The organism is Klebsiella sp. V115_8, from assembly GCF_029967715.1.
Taxonomy (GTDB): domain Bacteria; phylum Pseudomonadota; class Gammaproteobacteria; order Enterobacterales; family Enterobacteriaceae; genus Klebsiella; species Klebsiella quasipneumoniae.
Map to the genome: position 1 here is coordinate 1 of NZ_JASCAR010000010.1, position 14,739 is coordinate 14,739.

General features: G+C 60.2%; 13 protein-coding genes. 5 read left to right on the forward strand and 8 right to left on the reverse strand.

What is annotated here, in order from left to right; all coding sequences use genetic code 11:
* Positions 1-84 precede the first annotated feature (84 nt).
* The 3 genes from livJ to QLG03_RS05850 form a co-directional block, all read right to left on the reverse strand.
* Positions 85-1,188, reverse strand: a complete 1,104-nt coding sequence (gene livJ, locus QLG03_RS05840) for a branched chain amino acid ABC transporter substrate-binding protein LivJ (protein WP_002920812.1) — start codon at positions 1,186-1,188, stop codon at positions 85-87.
* Positions 1,189-1,445: 257 nt separating this feature from the next.
* On the reverse strand, positions 1,446-2,690 hold the full coding sequence (locus tag QLG03_RS05845; RefSeq protein ID WP_023291229.1) for an amino acid permease: 1,245 nt from the start codon (positions 2,688-2,690) through the stop codon (positions 1,446-1,448).
* Positions 2,691-2,836: 146 nt separating this feature from the next.
* Complete coding sequence (locus QLG03_RS05850) at positions 2,837-4,102, reverse strand: 4-aminobutyrate--2-oxoglutarate transaminase (RefSeq protein ID WP_255989235.1); 1,266 nt, start codon at positions 4,100-4,102, stop codon at positions 2,837-2,839.
* A gap of 118 nt (positions 4,103-4,220) precedes the next feature.
* Here QLG03_RS05850 and QLG03_RS05855 point away from each other — a divergent pair, with 118 nt between their 5' ends.
* A complete protein-coding gene (locus tag QLG03_RS05855; RefSeq protein ID WP_032454254.1) occupies positions 4,221-5,744 on the forward strand; it encodes a PLP-dependent aminotransferase family protein in 1,524 nt (507 codons plus the stop codon).
* Positions 5,745-5,789: 45 nt separating this feature from the next.
* Here the strand turns inward: QLG03_RS05855 and rpoH are convergent, their stop codons facing one another.
* The 4 genes from rpoH to ftsY all read right to left on the reverse strand — a co-directional run bounded on the left by rpoH (position 5,790) and on the right by ftsY (position 10,159).
* Positions 5,790-6,644 carry an RNA polymerase sigma factor RpoH gene (gene rpoH, locus QLG03_RS05860; protein ID WP_002920815.1) on the reverse strand — a complete coding sequence of 285 codons (855 nt, stop codon included), beginning with the start codon at positions 6,642-6,644 and terminating at the stop codon, positions 5,790-5,792.
* Between the two features lie 269 nt (positions 6,645-6,913).
* Positions 6,914-7,969, reverse strand: a complete 1,056-nt coding sequence (ftsX, locus tag QLG03_RS05865; RefSeq protein ID WP_002920816.1) for a permease-like cell division protein FtsX — start codon at positions 7,967-7,969, stop codon at positions 6,914-6,916.
* On the reverse strand, positions 7,962-8,630 hold the full coding sequence (gene ftsE, locus QLG03_RS05870; RefSeq protein WP_004202097.1) for a cell division ATP-binding protein FtsE: 669 nt from the start codon (positions 8,628-8,630) through the stop codon (positions 7,962-7,964). Before ftsE ends, ftsX begins: the two co-directional genes overlap by 8 nt.
* A gap of 2 nt (positions 8,631-8,632) precedes the next feature.
* Entirely contained in the window at positions 8,633-10,159 is a 1,527-nt protein-coding gene (ftsY, locus tag QLG03_RS05875; RefSeq protein ID WP_255989351.1) for a signal recognition particle-docking protein FtsY, read from the reverse strand.
* A 182-nt stretch (positions 10,160-10,341) separates the two neighbouring features.
* Here ftsY and rsmD point away from each other — a divergent pair, with 182 nt between their 5' ends.
* Both rsmD and QLG03_RS05885 read left to right on the forward strand, forming a co-directional pair.
* Complete coding sequence (gene rsmD / locus QLG03_RS05880) at positions 10,342-10,938, forward strand: 16S rRNA (guanine(966)-N(2))-methyltransferase (RefSeq protein ID WP_023291233.1); 597 nt, start codon at positions 10,342-10,344, stop codon at positions 10,936-10,938.
* Positions 10,928-11,203, forward strand: coding sequence for a DUF1145 family protein (locus tag QLG03_RS05885; RefSeq protein ID WP_004202092.1), 276 nt, complete (start codon positions 10,928-10,930; stop codon positions 11,201-11,203). Before rsmD ends, QLG03_RS05885 begins: the two co-directional genes overlap by 11 nt.
* Positions 11,204-11,216: 13 nt before the next feature.
* On the opposite strand, the gene QLG03_RS05890 is transcribed toward QLG03_RS05885, so the two are convergent.
* Positions 11,217-11,567, reverse strand: a complete 351-nt coding sequence (locus QLG03_RS05890; RefSeq protein ID WP_023291234.1) for a DUF2500 domain-containing protein — start codon at positions 11,565-11,567, stop codon at positions 11,217-11,219.
* 150 nt (positions 11,568-11,717) lie between these two features.
* Between QLG03_RS05890 and QLG03_RS05895 the strand changes: the two genes are divergently transcribed.
* Positions 11,718-12,344, forward strand: coding sequence for a lysoplasmalogenase (locus QLG03_RS05895; protein ID WP_004173987.1), 627 nt, complete (start codon positions 11,718-11,720; stop codon positions 12,342-12,344).
* 78 nt (positions 12,345-12,422) lie between these two features.
* Entirely contained in the window at positions 12,423-14,633 is a 2,211-nt protein-coding gene (zntA, locus tag QLG03_RS05900; RefSeq protein WP_109546844.1) for a Zn(II)/Cd(II)/Pb(II) translocating P-type ATPase ZntA, read from the forward strand.
* The last annotated feature ends 106 nt before the right edge of the window (positions 14,634-14,739 follow it).

Below are 14,739 nucleotides of genomic sequence, written 5' to 3' on the forward strand. Positions count from 1 at the left end.
AAATCCCCGGGAGCTTACATCAGTAAGTGACCGGGGTTGAGGGGCGCAGACAACGCATTTGCAGCGTGAAAGGCGCCGGTTAAATTATTTGGCGTCGGTCGCCGTACCGTTAGCATGCCAGGTAAAGACACCGAACTCGAAGCCTTTCAGGTCGCCTTTCTGATCCCACGACAGCGGGCCCATCACGGTGTCTACCGTCGCGCCTTTCAGGTATTTAGCGATTTCCGCCGGATCGTCAGACTGATTCAGGCCCGCCTGCAGCGACTGCAGCGCCGCGTAGGTGGTCCAGACGAAGGCGCCGCTCGGATCCTGTTTCTTCGCCTTGATCGCATCCACGATCGGTTTGTTCGCCGGCACCTGGTCGTAGTTCTTCGGCTTGGTCACCAGCAGGCCTTCCGCCGACTCGCCGGCGATGTTAGACAGGGAGACGTTCGCTACGCCTTCCGGGCCCATAAACTGGGTTTTCAGACCGGCAGCGCGGGCCTGACGCAGGATCTGGCCCATTTCCGGGTGGTAACCGCCGTAGTAGACGAAGTCGATATTCTCTTTCTTCAGGCGCGCCACCAGAGTGGAGAAATCTTTCTCACCGGCGGTGATCCCGTCGAAGAAGACCACGTTCGCCCCGCCTTTTTTCAAGCCATCCTGCACCGCACGGGCCAAACCTTCGCCGTACTGCTGTTTGTCATGCACGACTGCGATACGCTGCGGCTTCACTTTGTCGAGAATGTATTTCGCCGCGGTTGGTCCCTGGTCGGAGTCCAGACCGGTGGTGCGCAGGATCAGCTTATAGCCGCGCGCGGTCAGCTCCGGCGCGGTCGCAGCGGGGGTGATCATCAGAATGCCTTCGTCTTCATAGATGTCAGACGCCGGCTGAGTGGAAGAGGAGCACAGGTGGCCGATAACGTATTTGATCCCGTCGTTGACCACTTTGTTGGCGACCGCTACCGCCTGTTTCGGGTCGCAAGCGTCATCATATTTCACGATCTGCAGCTTATTGCCCTTAATGCCGCCCTTCGCGTTGATATCCGCTACCGCCTGCTCGGCGCCGGTAAACTCCTGATCGCCGTACTGGGCCACCGGGCCGGACATCGCCCCGACTACCGCGATTTTGATATCTTCCGCCAGCGCCGCGCTGCTCATAACTAAGGCAATACATCCTGCCAGTAACGCTTTACCCTTCATATTCATCCTGAGGCTCCCCATTATTATGGTTTTTGCATTTGTTGTGATGTTGTTTGTTAGCGCATTATTTTGTTTATATCGATAGGAAAAGCATATGATAGCTAACCAACCGGGGGCTGCTCGCGCTTTTGCAGCACACTATGCTAAACATACCGTCATTCTGAGGAATTTGAAACGACTAAATTGCGGGCTATGTAACAGATAAGTGACAAATAAAAAAACCGCGCCAGCATGAACCGGACGCGGTGCAAAACAGGCCCTGATTACCAGCCAGCGGGCAGGTAGCCTACCGCGGACGCTACCGCGTAGACGGCGCTGCAAAGATACAACAACACAATGAAGCATTGGATAAGCGGATGGGTCATCCAGGCCGGACAGGTCCAGCCCGGCGTCAGGTCGCCACGCTGGCGGGCGCCCTTGAGCATCAGGATCGGCATAATCGATAAAATAACGCCGCTGAACACCCCGGCAAAATAGAGCGCGTTGACGAAAGAGACCATACCGCTGTAGGCCAGCACGAACGGCGGGATCGCCACCACCAGCAGCACCATCAAGCGGCGGGCGGGCTGTTCATCATTCCCCAGGCGGAACTGATCGAAGATATTGGTCAGGAAGCTGCCGCCCAGTCCCCAGTAGGAGGTCAACATCGCGCACAGCGCAAACAGGTTGGCGGAGAAGAAGGCCCATTCGCCAAGCGCCCTGCCCCAGGAGATGGTGGCCACATCCGAAATATTGTCCAGGCCATTAAGCGAGATCACCGACAGCGGCACCAGCGCCAGCAGGGTAAAGGTCAGCGCCATACCGACCATAATGGCTTTAGGCAATTTTTCCGGTTTGTCGGCGAAGCCTCGCGCCATTTCCGGGACGATATACTGTGCCGAGAAGCAGAACGCCACGACGTTGAAGACCGGAACCATATACAGCCAGTTGCCGTCGAGCAGATAGCCCACGCGGGTGGTCTCTTTCAGCAGCGTGGCAATCACCAGCACCGAGATCATCACCACCATACCGATGCTGATAAATTTCTCGCCGCGGCCGATCGCCTTCAGCCCCAGATAAAGCACCCCTGCCGCCGGGACGAAAAACAGCACGCTGCCCAGCGCCGGCGAAATGCCAAACAGGGAGTAGAGCAGCTTGCCGCTGCCGGTCATATAAGCCGTCAATGCGCCGACGCTGTTGACGCAGACGGAGAGGAACATCATCAGCGCGCCAAAGCCGCCGACGTAGCGCTTTGATAATCCGCTGAGCTGCAGATGTTTACGCGTGCGGAGCGTAGATTCCGCGACATAGAGCATGGTCACCGTGGTCAGGCTGCCCACCAGCACCAGCCAGAACAGCAGCGGTAAGAAGCCCGCTTTGCTTGACGCATAGGCGATGGAGAGGACACCCGCGCCGATATTGGTACCGACAATCATCGATACCCCTTCGACGAAGCTCAGAGATTTTGCAGGGACAGCCGTACGTTCCCGGCCGGTGAGGACGGGAGAAAAGGTGGAGTTTTCAGACATAATACTTTCCGTTTTACTCCGGCGGTTTTCTCCGCCGGAAAAAAGGTGATATCAGGGTGATAAACCACTCACGCTGAGCATGAACAGCCGGCTGCGGCTTCCTGTTTCTGTTCGGCTTCCCTGCCGCCGCAGCCCACCGGGAGACGTTAGCTCTTCAGTACGCGCGCCAGAATATCCAGCGCTTTCGAGAACTGGGCGTCCGGAATCGTCAACGGATAGAGGAAGCGGATCACGTTGCCGTAGACGCCGCAGCTCAGCAGCAGCAGGCCGTTCTCCTGCGCTTTCTGTTGCACCTGGCGGGTAAACTCCGGCGACGGCTCGCCAGTTTGCGGATCGTTAAACTCCACCGCCACCATCGACCCCCGACCGCGGACATCGACAATCGCCGGACAGGTGGCGCGCGCCTGGTTGAGCACTTCCTGCAGATGGCTACCCAGCTGTTCAGCGCGCTGGCACAGCTGCTCTTCAGCAATCACATCCAGCACCGCGTCCGCCGCGGCTACCGCCAGCGGGTTACCGGCATAGGTTCCGCCCAGGCCGCCTGGCGCAGGGGCATCCATCACCTCGGCGCGACCAACGACGCCCGACAGCGGGAAACCGCCGGCGAGGCTTTTCGCCATCGTCATCAGATCCGGTTTCACATCATAGTGCTGCATGGCGAACAGCTTGCCGGTACGGGCGAAACCGGTCTGCACTTCATCGGCGATCAGCAGAATGCCGTGGGTATCGCACAGATCGCGCAGCGCCTGCATGAAATCGGCTGGCGCGACGTTAAAGCCGCCTTCTCCCTGGATCGGCTCGAGGATGATGGCCGCGACCTGGTCCGGCGCAATATCCGCTTTGAAAATGCGCTCCAGGCTTTTCAGCGCATCCGCGGTGGAGACGCCGTGCGCCGCATTCGGGTAGACACCGTGATACACCGAGCCCGGGAAGGGGCCGAAGCCGATTTTGTAGGGCGCGACCTTACCGGTGAGCGCCATGGTCATAAAGGTACGGCCGTGGAAGCCGCCGCCGAAAGTAATCAGCCCCGGACGGCCGGTGTAAGCGCGGGCAATTTTCACCGCGTTCTCGACCGCTTCCGCGCCGGTGGTGAAGAAGGCCGTTTTTGCCGGCCCGTCAATCGGCGCCAGATCGTTGATACGTTCCGCCAGCGTGACATAGCTTTCGTACGGCACAATCTGATAGGCGGTGTGGGTGAACGCCTGCAGCTGGTCAGCGACCGCGGCAACCACCTTCGGATGACGGTGACCGGTATTTAACACGGCGATACCGGCGGCGAAATCGATCACCTCATTGCCTTCGATATCCCACAGCGTGGCGTTCTCCGCCTTCTCGACAAAGTAGTTACACATTACGCCTACGCCGCGCGGCGTCGCCTGCTGGCGACGTTGATTCAGTTCTGAGCTTTTCACCTGCGAATCTCCTGTCGTGTATGTCACGTTATCGCAACAAATTAGAAACGATGTCGTTTATTTACACAGGAGTTGGCCCTATAATCGAGTACCAATTTTGAATATCTGAGGGATCCAATTGCGTTCGCTGGTGGGTGACCTGGTGCTGGTCCGTCTGCAGGAAGAGCGCGACCCTCTTCTGCACAAACGCTTATACAACGCGCTTCGCCGCGCGATCCTTGACGGTTCGCTGGCGCCGCAAAGCCGCCTGCCGCCGTCGCGGGACCTGGCGGGAGAACTCGGCGTATCAAGAAACACCATATTAACAACTTATGAACAATTACTGGCGGAAGGATATGTGGTTTCCCGTCGGGGAAGCGGAACATTCGTTGCCCAAACCGCGCCTGAAAGTTCATTGACCGCTAAGGGGAAGCGGGAAAACAGCAGTATCGCGACTTCGACGGCGCACCTTTCACGCCGCGGCCAGCACCTGCTCGGCCAGGTCAGCGCCAGCCCACGCCAGTGGGGAGCGTTTATTCCCGGCGTACCGGACGTTAACGCCTTTCCCCATCCGCTGTTCAGCAAGATCCAGGCCCGCATCAGCCGTCGGCCAAAGCCGGAGCGGCTCAGCTACAGCTGCAACGGCGGTACCCCGGAACTGCAGCAGGCGCTGGTGGATTATCTGCGGGTATCGCGCGGCGTCCACTGTCAGGCAGATCAAATTCTTATCACCGAGGGGATCCACCAGGCGATTGACCTGGTCACTCGCATGCTGTGCGACAACGGCGATCTGGCGTGGGTGGAGGAGCCTTCCTACTGGGGCATTCGCCATGTGCTGGCGATGAACGACGTCCGGGCGGCCCCCATCACCGTCGATGCCAATGGGCTGTGCCCGCCGGAAACGGTTGACGATGCGCCGCGGCTCATCTTCGTCACCCCCTCTCACCAGTATCCGTTGGGCGCGGTGATGAGCCTTGAACGCCGTCAGCGGCTGCTGGCGCTCGCCCGCCAGCAGGGCAGCTGGATCGTCGAAGATGATTATGACAGCGAGTTTCGCTTTTCCGGGCAGCCCATCCCCGCCCTGCAGGGGCTGGTGGCCGATGCGCCGGTGGTCTATATCGGCACCTTCAGCAAGACGCTCTATCCCGGCCTGCGCCTGGGCTATGTGGTGATCCCCCGCCCGCTGGTCAGCGATCTGAAGCACGCCCACGCCGAGCTTTATCGCGGCGGCCATTCGCTGATCCAGATGGCGCTGGCGGAGTTTATTACCGCTGGTCACTACTCGGCGCATATCCGCCGCATGCGGCTGCTCTACAGCCGTCGTCGCGCCTTTTTAACCGAGCTGATTCAGCGGCACTGTATGCCCGACGCCCTGTCGGACTTCAGCGATAATGCCGGACTGCATTTGATCCTCAATTTACCGGAGGAGGCTGACGATGTGGCGATCGCCCGCGAGGCCAATGCGCGCCACATTCTGGTGCGGCCGCTCTCGCGCTACTACCTGACGGCGGCGCGTAAGAAAGGATTATTGATGGGATTTGCCAGCCAGCCTGAGGAGCAGATGGCGCCGGCGTTCAGCGTGCTGATAGGCTGCCTGCGGACGCACTGTCCAGAGGTGCTGCTGCCCATGGATGGCGCAGAAAAACAAAACGCCCCAACCTGAGGCGGGGCGTTATCGGGGTGCCTGGCGTCAGGCAGGGGTGGCGTATCAGGCTTCGATCGCGGCACGCAGTTTTTTCATGGCGTTCTTTTCCAGCTGACGCACGCGCTCTGCGGAGACGCCGTAGCGGTCAGCCAGCTCCTGCAGCGTGGACTTGTTGTCTTCGTCCAGCCAGCGGGCGCGGATGATATCCTGGCTACGCTCGTCCAGGCCCTGCATCGCGTCAGTCAGCTTATTCGCCGCCTGCTCTTCCCAGTTGTCGTCTTCGATGCCGTCGGCAAAGTTTGACGTTTTGTCCTGCAGATAAAGAACCGGCGCCATCGGCTGGCTGTCGGATTCATCGTCCGACGACATGTCGAACGTCATGTCCTGGGCCGCCATACGGGATTCCATCTCGCGGACGTCTTTGCTCGACACGCCCAGCTCACGGGCCACCATTTCCACTTCATCCTGGTTGAACCAACCCAGACGCTGTTTGGTTTTACGCAGGTTAAAGAACAGCTTACGCTGTGCTTTGGTGGTAGCGACCTTCACGATACGCCAGTTGCGCAGCACGTATTCGTGAATTTCGGCTTTAATCCAGTGCACGGCGAAGGAGACCAGGCGCACACCCACTTCCGGGTTGAAGCGACGCACGGCTTTCATCAGGCCGATATTGCCTTCCTGGATCAGATCCGCCTGCGGCAGGCCATAGCCCGAGTAGTTACGAGCAATGTGAACAACAAAGCGCAGGTGAGACAGAATCAGCTTTTTCGCTGCTTCCAGATCGCCCTGGTAATGCAGCTTTTCAGCAAGCTCCCGCTCTTCATCAGCCGACAGCATCGGCCAAGTGTTAGCGGCCCGGATGTACGATTCCAGGTTACCAACGGGGGCTAAAGCTAAAGTTTGCATTTCTTTGGTCATTCAAATCCTCTCAATTGATATCTTCTGACGTGGTCTTGTCCCCATCAGGCAACAAGCATGCCAGCATTCATGAGCAACGAGAATATCACTCACATTAGTATCAGACAGTGATTTTATCCACAAGTTCCCTGCAACGGTGTGAATAAATTACGCACAAAATGTGACACCACGATGAAAAAGTGAGGGCAGGAAAAGGAGAACAAGCTTGCGGTATCTTTCCCTGCGAACAGGAACTCATTGCAGCAGGGAAAGATTATATCACGCTTTTTTTAATCGGGAGTAAAGTGACGTAAATGTTGCACTGTCGCCAGCCAGGCGGCCACCCACCCGATCATCGAGCAGACGATCAGCATCAGCAGACACTCGTCAAAGCCTAAGCCGCTCAGCTCAAACTGGGTGCCGAACACCTTCGCCACCTCGGTCACTGCCGACGAGAGGCGCATCACCAGAATCTCCGACAGGATCAGCGATAAAAACGCGCCGGAGAAGCCCAGCATCGCCCCGCCGTAGAGGAACGGACGCAGGATAAAGCCGTCGGTGGCGCCGATCAGTTTCTGCACGTTAATGGTATCGCGGCGGGCGAAGATGCTCAGGCGCACGCTGTTGCCGATCACCAGGAACACCGCCGCCACCATCAGCACGCCGATCATCGCCGACACGCGGCCCACCAGCCCGGTGAGCGAGGAGAGGCGGGCAAACCAGCTGTCGTCCATCCGTACTTCATCGACCCCCTGGATCCGCGATACCCGATCGCGCAGGGTGTTCAGCGCTTCCGTGCTCTGGAAATCCAGCTTCGGCACCACGATGGCGACCGCCGGCAGCGGGTTCTCTTCCAGCATATCCAGGGCGCCGCCAAAGCCGGACCAGTTACGGAATTCACCCAATGCCTCGTCACGTGACAAATAGTTCACCTTGTCGACGCCCTGCTCCGCCTGCAGCTGGCCGACCACCCGCGCCGCGGCATCGTCATCCAGCGTTTTTTCCAGATACACGGTGATCTGCGGCGAGGGATAGTACTGTGACGCCGCGCTGCTGACGTTTTTGTAGACCATGTAGCAGACGCTTGGCAGGGTCAACGAGATGGCGATAACCATCACCGTCAGGAAGGTCGCCAGCGGCGTGCTTTTTAAATCCTGGAGCGCGCCGTGCCAGGCGTAGCGCACCTGCTCGTTGAACACGTTGCTCTTACGCGAGGCCGGGTTAGGCGCCGCTTTCGGCCGTTTTGGCGCATTGCGCCCGCCGCCGCCGCCGCCCGCCGCGTTGCGCAGGCGATCGAACTTGCTGCCGAACTGGCGGATTTGGTTCATTGCGTCGCGCTTATTCACCCCGAATGCCTCCATGCAGATGGCCGTCGCTGAGCGTCAGCACGCGGTACGGACGGCTGGAGATAAGCCCCAGATCGTGCGTGGCCATCAGTACCGTCACCCCGACGCGGTTAAACTCTTCAAACAGACGTAAAATCCCCTCCGAGAGCGCCTCGTCGAGGTTACCGGTCGGTTCATCCGCCAGCAGCACCGCCGGCTTGTTGACCACCGCGCGAGCGATCCCCACGCGCTGCTGCTCGCCGCCGGAGAGCTGAATCGGAAAGTTCTTCGCTTTGTCCAGCAGCCCGACCTTATCCAGCGCCGCCGAGACCCGGCGACGAATGTCATCGCCGCTGGCGCCGGCGATAATCAGCGGGATCGCCACGTTGTCATACACGGTACGATCCATCAGCAAATGGTGGTCCTGGAAAATCATGCCGATCTGGCGGCGCAGGAACGGCACCTCACGGCTCTTCAGGCGGCTGATTTCATGACCGCTGAAGAAGATTTTCCCGGCGCTGGGCCGTTCGATACCACAGATAAGCTTCAGCAGGGTACTTTTCCCTGCGCCGGAGTGGCCGGTCAGAAACGCCATCTCGCCCGGCTGCAGGTGGAAGTTCACCCCCTGCAGCGCTTGTCTCCCACCGAGATAGGCTTTGCTGACTTGTTCAAAGCGAATCATTCTTAATCCTCTCGGGCAAAAAGTGCCTCAATAAAGTCGCCCGCATTAAACGGACGCAGATCCTCAATACGCTCGCCGACGCCAATATAGCGAATCGGAATGCCGAACTGGTCGGCCACCGAGAAGATCACGCCGCCTTTGGCGGTGCCATCCAGCTTGGTCAGGGTGATCCCGGTCAAACCTACCGCTTCATGGAACAGTTTGGCCTGGCTAATAGCATTCTGCCCGGTGCTGGCGTCGATGGTTAACATCACCTCATGCGGCGCGTCGACGTCCAGCTTTTTCATCACCCGGACGATCTTCTTCAGCTCTTCCATCAGGTGCGATTTATTCTGCAGACGCCCGGCGGTATCGGCAATCAGCACATCAACATGGCGCGCCTTCGCCGCCTGAATGGCGTCGAAAATCACCGAGGCGGAATCGGCGCCGGTGTGCTGGGCGATCACCGGGATATTGTTACGCTGGCCCCAGACCTGCAGCTGTTCCACCGCCGCCGCACGGAAGGTATCCCCCGCCGCCAGCATCACCGATTTGCCCTGCTGCTCAAACTGACGCGCCAGCTTACCGATGGTGGTGGTTTTCCCCACCCCGTTCACGCCGACCATCAGAATAACAAATGGCGTTTTGCCTTCAACATTCAGCGGCTCATCCACTTTGGCGAGGATATCGCCCATCTCTTCTTTCAGCAGGCCGTACAGCGCTTCCGCATCGCGCAGCTGCTTACGGCTGGCGCCCTCGGTGAGATGAGTAATGATCTTGCGGGTGGTTTCCACCCCGACGTCGGCGATCAGCAGTTGCTCTTCCAGCTCTTCAAACAGATCGTCGTCGATCTTCTTACCGCGGAACAGGCTGATAAATCCGGAACCGAGATTTTGTTTGGTTTTCAGCAGGCTACGCTTAAGGCGGGCGAAAAAGCCTTCTTTCGTCGGTTTTTCCTGCTCCTGGACCAGCGCTTCCACCGGCGCCTCTTCCTCTGGCGCCGGCACCACCACCGCCGCCTCTTCCGCCGCCTCGGCCGCCAGCGCTTCCAGCTCTTCATCGCTTAACGGCGCGTCCTCTTCCGGCGCTTCCGTCTCCTGAGGTTGGGCGACGACACCCTCTACAGGCTGCTCAGCCACGGCCTCCGCCGCCACCGGTTCGGCGATAACGTCCTCGACCAGCGACTCAACCGCTGCCGGCTGTTCCTCCGCCTTCAGCGGTTCGCTGACCGCAGGCTCCGGCGCGACGACCGGCGCCTCTTCAGCCAAAGCAGGCGCTGGCGCCGCCTCTTCTTCCGGCGCGCTGGCAGGCTCCGCGAGGTGGGCCTTTTCGCTTTCGACCACCGTCTCGGTGACTTCGACGACCTCTTCGGCAAACGCCTCCGGGTCCGCTTTCGGCGCGCTCGGCTCAGCAGGGGTTTCCGCCGCCGGCGTCTCCTGGGCAACCGCTTGTTGTTCTTCTACTTTTTGTTCAGTCTCGGTTTCCTGTGCCTGCTCTTTCTGTCCAAAGCCCAGCCAGGAAAAGAAGCCACGTTTTTTCTCTTTTGCCATTTGCGACCACACTCCTCGCTGTTTATTCATGGCGCAGCTTCATCAGAAGCTGAAAAAATGATGAAATTAGTTGGATAGTCTATCACTTAACTTAACTCGCAGCACCGCCCCCGGATTAAGGTTTCGTCAACCGCCGTCGATCGCTAGAATAGCAGGCCGGAAGTTGAGACTTGAGCAGAGAGATGAAAAAACCAAACCACGCGGGCAGCGGCCAGATCCGCATCATCGGCGGGCAATGGCGCGGCCGTAAATTACCGGTGCCGGAGAGCCCGGGCCTGCGGCCGACCACCGACCGGGTTCGCGAAACCCTTTTTAACTGGCTGGCGCCGTCCATCGTTGACGCGCACTGCCTCGACTGCTTTGCCGGTAGCGGCGCGCTGGGGCTTGAGGCGCTGTCTCGCTATGCGGCCAGCACCACGCTACTGGAGATGGAGCGCGGCGTCGCTCAGCAGTTGCAAAAAAACCTGGCCACCCTGAAAGCGGATCGCGGCAAGGTGATCGCGACTAACACCCTCAGCTTCCTGAGCCAACCGGGCACGCCGCATCAGATTGTGTTTGTCGACCCACCGTTCCGTCAGGGGCTGCTGGAGGAGACGCTGCGCCTGCTGGAAACGCAGGGCTGGCTGGCCGACGAGGCCCTGGTGTACGTCGAAAGCGAAGTCGAAAACGGTTTACCGCCGGTACCGGCGAACTGGCATCTGTATCGTGAAAAAGTGGCCGGACAGGTCGCGTATCGTCTTTACCAACGTGAGGCCCAAGGAGAGAACCATGCTGATTAATTTAGGCCGCCTGCTGATGCTGTGCGTCTGGGCCTTTCTGTTATTGAATCTGTTTCAGCCCTTCCCGAAGCCGCTGAATATCTTCGTCAACGTCGCGCTGATTTTTATGATCCTGATGCACGGTCTGCAGCTGACGCTGCTCAAGGCGACGCAGCCGAAGGATGCCCCGCCGCTGGGCCGCTTTGAGCAAATCCGCATTTTTATCTTCGGCGTGTTTGAGCTCGTCGCCTGGCAGAAAAAACTGAAGGCGACGCTGAAGAAATAGTCCTGACAAGGGCTCAGGGATCGGGCGTGAACGCCACGAACGCTGTGCCCTTATAACTCAACATCCCGCGATCGCCGACGCTCAGCGCATGATACTGCGGCGCGTCAAGGCGAAACACCACCTCCAGCCCGCCGTTCTCAGGGCGAAAGCTCGCTTCATAGCGCATCTCGCTGCCCGCAGGCGTCACCGTCTGCTGCCGCGAACGCCGATCGTTAATCACTTTTTCCCGCTTATTGCTGACGATCACCCGCTTTTGCAACACCGGCGCGGCGTCGTTCGCCAGTTTTTCGCGGCGCTGCTGCACATAGCGAAACGAAGCCGCCACCACAATCACCGCGACGACCAGAACAAAAAAGAGCGGCATTTTACTCATTAAGGTTACCCATAAAAAATATCAGGAATCAGCATACTGCGACTGGAATAACATTGTCATCTGCTGCGCCAAACCACTACACTGAGTGGTAGCTTCACGCATCCGTAACTTTCCTTATGATAACAGATACAGGGACTTACTATGCTTTGGTCATTTATTGCTGTCTGTTTCTCCGCATGGCTTTATGTCGATGCATCCTATCGCGGGCCGGCCTGGCGACGCTGGGTATTTAAACCTGTCACCCTGATTCTGTTGCTGTTGCTGGCCTGGCAGGCGCCGATGTTCAATGCCATCAGCTACCTGGTGCTGGCCGGCCTGTGCGCCTCCCTGCTCGGCGACGCCCTGACCCTGCTGCCGCGCCAGCGGGTGATGTACGCGGTGGGCGCCTTCTTCCTGTCGCATCTGCTGTATACCATCTGGTTCGCCAGCCAGCTGACGCTGTCGTTCTTCTGGCCGCTGCCGCTGGTGCTGCTGGTATTCGGCGCCCTGCTGATGGCGGTGATCTGGAGCCGGCTGGAAGAGATGAAAATGCCGGTGCTGACCTTTATCGGCATGACGCTGGTGATGGTCTGGCTGGCCGGCGAGCTGTGGTTTGCCCGCCCTACCAACACCGCGCTGTCCGGATTCGCCGGCGCCGCTCTGCTGCTGCTGAGCAATGCCGTGTGGCTGGTGAGCCACTATCGCCGCCGTTTCCGCGCCGATAACGCCATTGCCGCCGCGTTTTACTTTGCCGGCCACTTCCTCATCGTGCGCGCGCTGTACCTGTAATTTAGTCCTTGACTCTGGAGTCGACTCCAGAGTGTATCCTACGGCTAATGAGAAAATTATCATTTACCGGAGGGTGCCATGTCGACTCCAGACGCGCAGGATAAAAAAGTCCCACAATTCTCGTCATTCACCATGCGGCCAGCGCCCGCCCCGGCGGAAAGCTGCTGCACAGACCACGCCTGCGCCGCAGAGAGCGCGCCTGCCGCCGAAGCGCTCAGCGACGCCCGCTACAGCTGGCAGGTTGCAGGCATGGACTGCGCCGCCTGCGCCCGCAAGGTGGAAACGGCGGTTCGTCAGGTGCCCGGCGTCAGTCAGGTTCAGGTGCTGTTCGCCACTGAAAAATTATTGGTTAACGCCGAGGGCGACGTTCGGGCTCAGGTTGAGCAGGCGGTACGTCAGGCAGGCTATACGCTGCGCGATGCCGATGCCCCCGCGTCAGAGAAAACTCAGGGCTCGCGGCTGCGCGACAATTTACCGTTGCTGACGCTGATCATGATGATGGCCCTGAGCTGGGGGCTGGAGCAGGCCAACCACCCTGCCGGTCAGTTAGCCTTTATTGCCACCACCCTGGTCGGCCTGTGGCCGGTTGCCCGCCAGGCGCTGCGCCTGATCAAGAGCGGGAGCTGGTTCGCCATTGAAACGCTGATGAGCGTCGCCGCCATCGGGGCGCTGTTTATCGGCGCCACCGCAGAGGCGGCGATGGTCCTGCTGCTGTTCCTGATCGGCGAGCGTCTCGAAGGCTGGGCCGCCAGCCGCGCGCGACAGGGGGTGAGCGCGCTGATGGCGCTGAAGCCCGACACCGCCATTCGTCTGCGCAACGGCGTGCGGGAAACCGTCGCCCAGCGCGATCTGCGCCCGGGGGATGTGATCGAAGTGGCCGCCGGCGGGCGTCTGCCGGCGGATGGTCAGCTGCTGTCGCCATTTGCCAGCTTTGATGAAAGCGCTTTGACCGGCGAGTCGGTGCCGGTGGAGCGCCAGGCCGGAGAACGGGTAGCGGCGGGCGCCACCAGCGTCGACCGCCTGGTGCAGCTGACCGTAATCTCCGAACCGGGCGACAGCGCCATCGACCGCATCCTGAAGCTGATTGAAGAGGCGGAGGAGCGTCGGGCGCCGATCGAGCGTTTTATCGATCGCTTCAGCCGGATCTACACTCCGGCCATTATGGTGGTGGCCCTGTTGGTCGCCATTGTCCCGCCCCTGCTCTTCGCCAGCGCCTGGCTGCCGTGGATTTATAAAGGGCTGACGCTGCTGCTGATCGGCTGCCCGTGCGCGCTGGTCATCTCCACCCCGGCAGCCATCACTTCCGGCCTGGCGGTCGCCGCCCGACGCGGAGCGTTAATTAAAGGCGGCGCGGCGCTGGAACAGCTGGGCCAGGTGCGCCAGGTGGCGTTCGACAAAACCGGCACCCTGACCGTCGGCCAGCCGCAGGTGACCTCGGTCATCGCCACGGCTGAGAATGACGATAACACGCTGCTGGCGCTGGCGGCGGCGGTTGAGCAAGGCTCCAGCCATCCGCTGGCGCAGGCTATCGTCCGCGAAGCGCAGCGGCGTCAGCTGAGTATTCCGCAGGCCAGCGGCCAGCGGGCGCTGGCCGGCTCCGGTATCGAAGCCGAGGTCAACGGCAGCCGTATCGTGATCTGCGCGGCCAGCAAAGCCGCCCCGTCAGAGCATGAGGCGCAGATCCAGCAGCTGGAGAGCGCCGGTCAAACGGTGGTGCTGGTCATGCGCGGCGAGACGCTTCTCGGCATCCTGGCGCTGCGCGACACCCTGCGCGACGACGCGCGTCAGGCAGTGGATGCCTTACACCAGCTGGGGGTGCAGGGGGTGATCCTTACCGGGGATAACCCGCGCGCCGCGGCGGCCATCGCCAGCGAACTGGGGCTGGAATTCCGCGCCGGCCTGCTGCCGGCGGACAAAGTCGAAGCGGTGATGGCGCTGAATGCCGATGCGCCGCTGGCGATGGTCGGGGACGGCATCAACGACGCCCCGGCGATGAAGGCGGCGACCATCGGCATCGCCATGGGCAGCGGCACCGACGTGGCGCTGGAGACCGCCGACGCCGCGCTGACCCACAACCGTCTGACCGGCCTGGCGCAGATGATCTCCCTGGCGCGGGCGACCCACGCGAATATTCGCCAGAACATCGCGATTGCCTTAGGGCTGAAGGGGATTTTCCTTGTCACCACCCTGCTCGGCCTGACCGGCCTGTGGCTGGCGGTGCTGGCGGATACCGGCGCCACCGTACTGGTAACGGCTAACGCGCTGCGGTTATTGCGTAAGAAGTTGTAGCATAGATACCGGCTTCCCTGCTCGCGCTACGCTTAGCAGGGCTACGGTTCCAGACCGTCGGGTAGCCCGGATAAGGCGCTACGCGCCGCCATCCGGGATATTCCCT

What these genes read in the sequence shown, in the direction of transcription:
- livJ (WP_002920812.1), bottom strand. Translation starts at nt 1,188, where the DNA reads ATGAATATGAAGGGTAAAGCGTTACTGGCAGGATGTATTGCCTTAGTT.
- QLG03_RS05845 (WP_023291229.1), bottom strand. Translation starts at nt 2,690, where the DNA reads ATGTCTGAAAACTCCACCTTTTCTCCCGTCCTCACCGGCCGGGAACGT.
- rpoH (WP_002920815.1), bottom strand. Translation starts at nt 6,644, where the DNA reads ATGACCAAAGAAATGCAAACTTTAGCTTTAGCCCCCGTTGGTAACCTG.
- ftsE (WP_004202097.1), bottom strand. Translation starts at nt 8,630, where the DNA reads ATGATTCGCTTTGAACAAGTCAGCAAAGCCTATCTCGGTGGGAGACAA.
- ftsY (WP_255989351.1), bottom strand. Translation starts at nt 10,159, where the DNA reads ATGGCAAAAGAGAAAAAACGTGGCTTCTTTTCCTGGCTGGGCTTTGGA.
- rsmD (WP_023291233.1), top strand. Translation starts at nt 10,342, where the DNA reads ATGAAAAAACCAAACCACGCGGGCAGCGGCCAGATCCGCATCATCGGC.
- QLG03_RS05885 (WP_004202092.1), top strand. Translation starts at nt 10,928, where the DNA reads ATGCTGATTAATTTAGGCCGCCTGCTGATGCTGTGCGTCTGGGCCTTT.
- QLG03_RS05890 (WP_023291234.1), bottom strand. Translation starts at nt 11,567, where the DNA reads ATGCCGCTCTTTTTTGTTCTGGTCGTCGCGGTGATTGTGGTGGCGGCT.
- QLG03_RS05895 (WP_004173987.1), top strand. Translation starts at nt 11,718, where the DNA reads ATGCTTTGGTCATTTATTGCTGTCTGTTTCTCCGCATGGCTTTATGTC.
- zntA (WP_109546844.1), top strand. Translation starts at nt 12,423, where the DNA reads ATGTCGACTCCAGACGCGCAGGATAAAAAAGTCCCACAATTCTCGTCA.